2 protein-coding genes are annotated in these 6,852 nt (G+C 69.8%); both read left to right on the top strand.

Annotated features, from left to right (window positions below; genetic code table 11):
• A partial coding sequence (locus ACFQ7F_RS44890) for a KR domain-containing protein (protein ID WP_383285238.1) occupies positions 1 to 1,180 on the top strand: 1,180 nt, incomplete at its 5' end.
• Positions 1,170 to 6,852 (top strand): SDR family NAD(P)-dependent oxidoreductase (locus ACFQ7F_RS44885; protein WP_383285235.1); only part of this gene is annotated, 5,683 nt, incomplete at its 3' end. The genes ACFQ7F_RS44890 and ACFQ7F_RS44885, both read left to right, overlap by 11 nt.

Here is a 6,852-nt window from a genome sequence, read left to right as displayed (position 1 = left end):
CATCCAGGACGCCACCATCACCACCCTCACACCCGAGCAACTGGACGACGTCCTACGCCCCAAAACCGACGCCGCCTGGAACCTCCACCACGCCACCCGCCACCTCAACCTCGACGCCTTCATCCTCTACAGCTCCCTCGCCGCCACCCTTGGCTCTCCGGGGCAGGCCAACTACGCCGCCGCCAACGCCTGTCTCAGCGCCCTCGCCCACCACCGCCACACCCAGAACCTCCCCGCCACCAGCATCGAGTGGGGTCCATGGGGTGACAGCCGCGGGATGGCGGGACAGCTCTCCGAGACGGACGTCGCGAGGATCACCCGTACCGGATTCCCGCTCCTGTCCACCGAGGACGCGCTCGACCTGCTGGACGTCGCGTTGACCTTCCCGGAGCAGCCCGTGGTCATCGGCACCGCCGTCAGTCCGGCGGCACTGCGCGCGCCGGCCGACGACGGGAGTCTTCAGCCGCTCCTGAGAGATCTCGTCCGCGGCGGCCCGCGCCGAGGCGCCTCAGCCGTCGGCTCCCCGGCTGCCGCGGCGTCGGCTGCCACGGCCGCCGAGTCCCTCGCCACCCTGCTCGCCGACTTGGACGAGGCCGGTCAACAACAGCACTTGCTCGGTCTTGTGCGGCAGACCACGGCATCGATCCTCGCGTACTCCGATCTGTCGGATGTACCACCGCAGTTGGGGTTCCTCGACATGGGTCTCGACTCCCTGTCGACCATCGAGCTGCGGAACGCGCTCGGTGGCCAGACCGGTCTCCGCCTCCCGGCGACGCTCGTCTTCGACCACCCCACCCCCGCCGCCCTCGCCCGTCATCTCCAGCGACTGATCCCGTTCCACAAGAGCGACGGGCACGGCCAGGTGGATGTTCTGGGTGATCTCCGTCAACTGGATTCGTCGCTCTCCTCGGTGTCCGTGAGCGACGGCGCCCTGCGTACGGAGATCAGAGATCAGCTGCGCGCATTGCTCAAGGCATTCGAGGCAGCCTCGCCCCTCGGCACCGAGCCGAGGACTCAGGCGAACCAGGCCGGTCAGCCGACCGGCGAGCAGGTGGCCGATGAACTCCGCTCCGCCTCGACGGACGAAGTACTCCGGTTCATCGACCGTGAATTCAGTGCAGGCAGCGACTTCAGTGACACCCTCCATATTTCCCACGAGGCGGTTTCCGATGGCGAATGAAGAAGAGCTCGTCGACTATCTCAAGCGGGTCTCCACAGACCTCTATCAGACACGTCAACGCCTGCAGGACATGGAGGACAGCGCCCATGAGCCGATTGCCGTCGTGGGCATGGGCTGCCGCTTCCCGGGCGGTGTGAAATCACCTCAGGATCTGTGGGATCTGACGGTTGAGGGACGGGACGCCATTTCCGACTTCCCCACGAACCGAGGCTGGGACCTCGACGCCCTCTTCCACGAGGACCCCGACCACCCAGGCACCTCGTACACCCGGTCCGGTGGGTTCCTGCACGACGCCGATCAGTTCGACGCCGAATTCTTCAACATCTCGCACCGCGAGGCGCAGGCCATGGACCCGCAGCAGCGAATGCTCCTCGAGGTGGCCTGGGAAGCCCTTGAGGATGCCGGGATAAATCCCATGTCCGAAACTGTTGCTGAGTCCAACACCGGGGTATTCACGGGAGTTTCGGCGCATGATTACGGGCCGCGCGCCGCCCAGGCGCCCGCGGAGTACCAGGGATATCTACTGTCCGGGAGTTCCGGGAGCGTGGCCTCGGGCCGTATCGCCTACACGCTCGGCCTGCAGGGGCCCACCATGACGGTGGACACCGCCTGTTCGTCCTCGCTGGTCGCGGTGCACCTGGCCTGCCAGGCCCTGCGCAACAGCGAATGCGACATGGCCCTCGCCGGCGGCGCGGCCGTGCTCCCCACGCCCGCGGTCTTCATCGAGTTCAGTCGCCAGCGGGGGCTTGCTGCGGACGGGCGCTGCAAGGCCTTCGCCGCCGAAGCCGACGGAACCGGCTGGGCCGAGGGTGCCGGGCTGATCGTCCTGCAGCGACTCAGCGACGCCCAGGCCCAGGGGCGGCACATCCTTGCCCTCATCCCCGGCTCCGCCGTCAACCAGGACGGCGCCAGCAGTCGACTGACCGCGCCGAACGGTCCCGCTCAGGAACGCGTCATCCAACAGGCTCTCGCGGATGCCCGCCTGACGGCTGATCAGGTCGATGCCGTCGAGGCGCACGGCACCGGCACCACCCTGGGCGACCCCATCGAAGCCCACGCCCTGCTCAACACCTACGGACAACACCACACCACCCAACACCCCCTCCACCTCGGCTCCCTGAAATCCAACATCGGCCACACCCAAGCCGCCGCCGGCATCGGCGGCATCATCAAAATGGTCCAAGCCCTCAACCACGACCACCTGCCCCCCACCCTCCACGCCCAACACCCCTCACCCCACATCGACTGGACCACCGGACACATCAACCTCCTCACCGAAGCCACCCCCTGGCCCCACCACAACCGACCACGCAACGCCGCCGTCTCCGCCTTCGGCGTCAGCGGCACCAACGCCCACCTCATCCTCCAACAAGCCCCCACCCTCACCACCACAGAGCAGAAGACCCCCGAACCACCCCCGACACCCGCCGCCCTGGTGCTGTCCGCCAAAACACCCGCCGCACTCGCCGCCCAGGCCACCCGCCTGCACGATCACCTGCGCGACCACCCCGACACCGCACTCACCCCCACCGCACACACCCTCACCACCCGCGCGGTCTTCGACCACCGCGCCGTCATCACCACGGACGACCGGAGCGAGGCCCTCACCGCCCTGACCGCCCTCGCCCGCAGCACGCCGCATCCGGCACTCTCCACCGGGCGTGCCACTCCCGCCCCCGGTGAGACCACCACCGGGAAGACCGCGTTCCTCTTCCCTGGTCAGGGCTGTCAGTACCCCGGGATGAGCAGTGGGCTACTGGCTTCCTCCGACGCATTCCGCTCACACATCGCGGCCTGCGAGCTGGCCCTCGCTCCGTACGTGGACTGGTCCCTGACCGACGTTCTGCTCGGTACGGAGGGGGCGCCGGGCCTTGAGCGCGTGGATGTCGTGCAGCCGGCGCTGTTCGCGGTCATGACGGGACTCGCCCGTCACTGGGAGAACCACCGAGTGCGGCCGGACGCGGTGCTCGGCCACTCGCAGGGCGAGATCGCCGCCGCTCATGTCGCCGGCGCGCTCGACCTGGATGACGCAATGCGGATCATCGCGCTGCGCAGCCGGGCCATCACAGCGCTCGAAGGGCGCGGCGGCATGGCATCACTGCCGCTGAACACGGCCCGGGTCACGAAACTTCTCGCTCCCTGGGAGGGCAGCCTCGGCGTCGCCGCCGTCAACGGGCCGGCCGCCACGGTCATCTCCGGTGACGCCGACGCCCTCGAAGCGTTCCTGGCCCACTGCACGGAACATGACATCCCGGCGCGTCGTATCGCGGTCAGCTACGCCTCGCACTCCCACCACGTCGACGAGCTGCGCGGTCAGCTCCTCGCCGAGCTCGCCGACATCAGGCCGCGGTCCGCCCGGATCCCCTTCTATTCCACGGTCACCGGCGCCCGCATGGACACCGCCGAGCTCACCCCGGAGTACTGGATCCGCAATCTGCGTCGGCCGGTGCAGCTGGAGACCACCACGCGCAACCTGCTGGGCGACGGCTTCCTCACCATCGTCGAGGCCAGCCCGCACGCCGTGCTCACCCCGGCTGTTCAGGACACCGTCGACGCACACGCCGAGGAGGCGGCCGAACGAGAAGAGCGGGCCGCCACGGCAGCACCGACCGGTGAGGGAACCGCCGCGGCCTCGCCGCTCGTCACCGGCACTCTGCACCGCGATCGCGACGACCACCGGGCATTCCTGGGTGCGCTCGCCGAGCTCCACACTCACCACCACACCCTCAGCTGGCCGATGGACAACGGCCGGAGCTCCGAGCCCGCACTGCCTCTGCCTCTGCCTCTGCCTCTGCCGACGTACGCGTTCCAGCGCCGCTCCTACTGGCTGACCGCGTCGTCCGCCGACACCGGCACGCCCACCGCGCTCGGCCAGGCCGCGGCCGGACACCCGATGCTCGGCGCCGTCCTCGACCTCCCCGACCAACACACCACCCTCTTCACCGGACAGCTCTCCCTCACCACCCACCCCTGGCTCACCGACCACACCATCCACGACACCCCACTACTGCCCGCCACCGCCATCGTCGACCTCGCCCTCCACGCAGGCACCCACCTCGGCCACCCCCACATCGACGAACTCACCCTCCACACCCCCCTCGCCCTCACCGACACCACCACCTACGACCTGCGCCTACTCGCCACCCAGACCGATGACACCGGACTGCATGAACTCACGCTCCACTCCCGCGCGCACGACGACGGCGAGGAGTGGACCCACCACGCGACCGCTTCCCTCTCGGCCGATGCCCCTCAGGCGTCCGGAGCCCCGCTCGGCGGCGATACCGTGGCGTGGCCGCCGCCCGGCGCGGCGGTCGTCGGCCTCGACGGCTTCTACGAGTCCCTGGCCCAGCGCGGCTACCACTACGGCCCACGCTTCCAGGGGCTGACCGCCGCCTGGCGCGACGGCGACGACCTCTACGCCGAGATCGACCTGCCCGCCGCGGCGAACCCGGACGCGGACGGCGCCTACGGGATCCACCCCGCGCTCCTGGACGCCGCCCTGCACCCGCTCGCTCTCCACCCCGACAACGGCACCACCGGCGAGACCGGAACCGCCCTGCCCTATGTCTTCGAGGGCGTCACCCTGCACAGCCCGCAGACCACGGCCACCACCCTTCGGGTCCGGCTCACCCGCACAGGTGAGCATGCCCTGACGCTCGCCACCGCACATCCCGACGGCACTCCGTACGCCACCATCGGCGGCGTAACCCTGCGGCCCCGGACGATGCCCGCCCCGTACGCCCCGCTTCACCGGATCACCTGGAGGGAGCTCCCGGCGCCGTCCGCCGCGGCACGACCGGCGAGCCTCGCCTGGCTCGCCCTCTCCTCCACCGGGCACCCGGTCGCCGCCCTCGTCCCGGACGACGGTCACCATGCGGGTCTGACGGAACTCGCCGCCGCGCTCGACGGCGGCGCCGCGGCGCCGAGTCATGTGCTCGCCCCGCTCACGGCCGGTACCGGCGCCCGTCACAGCGGCGCGCACGAGACGAACGAGGTGCTCGTCCGAGTACTGGGGCTGCTGCGGGACTGGCTGACCGACGACCGCTACCTCGACAGCCATCTCGTCCTGCTCACCCGGCACGCCGCCACCGTCCACACCGGCGAGAACCCCGACCCCGCCCAAGCCGCCCTCTGGGGTCTCATCCGCACCGCTCAGACCGAACACCCCCACCGCATCACCCTCATCGACCTCGACACCCACCCCGACACTCCCCGCGCACTCCCCCATGCCCTCACCTCCGACGAGCCCCACCTCGCCATCCGGCAGGGATCGCTCCACGTACCCCGTCTCACCCGGCTCCCCAGCCCCACACTCACCCCGGGCAGCGACGCCTCCGCGTGGCGGCTCGACCTCACCCGCAAGGGCACCTTCGACGGTGTGACGGCAGTCGAGTACCCGCGGGCCACCGAGCAGTTGGCAAAGGGCGAGGTCAGGGTCGAGGTACGGGCAGCGGGCCTGAACTTCCGTGACGTGCTCGTCACCCTCGACATGGTGCCGGGTCAAAAGGGCGTCATCGGCGAGGGCGCCGGGATCGTGACCGAGGTTGGCCCCGAGGTACACCGGCTCGCCCCGGGTGACCGGGTGATGGGCATGTTCTCGCAGGGCATCGGACCCGTCGCCGTGACCGAGGAACACCTGCTGGCGCGGATGCCCGACGCATGGACGTACGTGCAGGCCGCGGCCGCTCCGGTCGCGTATCTGACGGCGTACGAAGCGCTCAAGGGGCGGGTGCACGAAGGCGAGTCGATGCTCGTGCACACCGCGACCGGCGGCGTGGGTACGGCGGCCCTTCACCTCGCTCGGCACTGGGACGTCGAGGTCTATGCCACCGCGAGCCCCCAGAAGTGGCACGCGCTGCGCGACCTCGGCATCAACGACGAGCACATCGCCTCATCGCGCACCCTCGGCTTCGAGGACGAGTTCCGGCGGCGGACCGCGGGCCGGGGCGTCGACGTGGTGCTCAACTCCCTGGCCGACGAAGCCATCGACGCGTCACTGCGGCTGCTGGCCGACGGCGGCCGGTTCATCGAGATGGGCAAGACCGACATCCGTGACGACCGGGAGGTGGCTGCCGCGCACCCGGGTGTCGACTACCGGGTGTACGACCTGACACAGACCGCCCCGGAACGGATCCATGAGCTCCTGACGGAACTCTCCCCGCTGTTCGACAGCGGGGCGTTGCTGCCGCCGCCGGTGAGCACGTTCCCGATCGGGCAGGCTCGGGAGGCACTGCTCCATCTCAGCCGGGCCCGGCACATCGGCAAGGTCGTCCTGACCCTTGCGGCACCGGTCAGGACGGACGGAACCGTCCTGATCACCGGCGGTACCGGCATGCTCGGATCACTGACCGCGCGGCATCTGGTCACCCACCACGGTATACGCCACCTCCTCCTCGCCAGCCGCACCGGACGACAAGCACCCGGAGCCGACCAACTCACCGCAGAACTCACCGAACTCGGCGCCGAAGTCACCATCACCGCCTGCGACACCGCCGACCCCGACCAAATCACCGCACTCCTCGACACCATCCCCGCCACACACCCCCTCCGCGCCATCATCCACACCGCCGGCACCATCCAGGACGCCACCATCACCACCCTCACACCCGAGCAACTGGACGACGTCCTACGCCCCAAAACCGACGCCGCCTGGAACCTCCACCACGCCA

The organism is Streptomyces sp. NPDC056486 (assembly GCF_042795295.1).
In the GTDB taxonomy this organism is placed as follows: Bacteria; Actinomycetota; Actinomycetes; order Streptomycetales; family Streptomycetaceae; genus Streptomyces.
The sequence above is the reverse complement of the archived record's forward strand: the minus strand, read 5'-3'. Positions and strand labels throughout refer to the sequence as shown.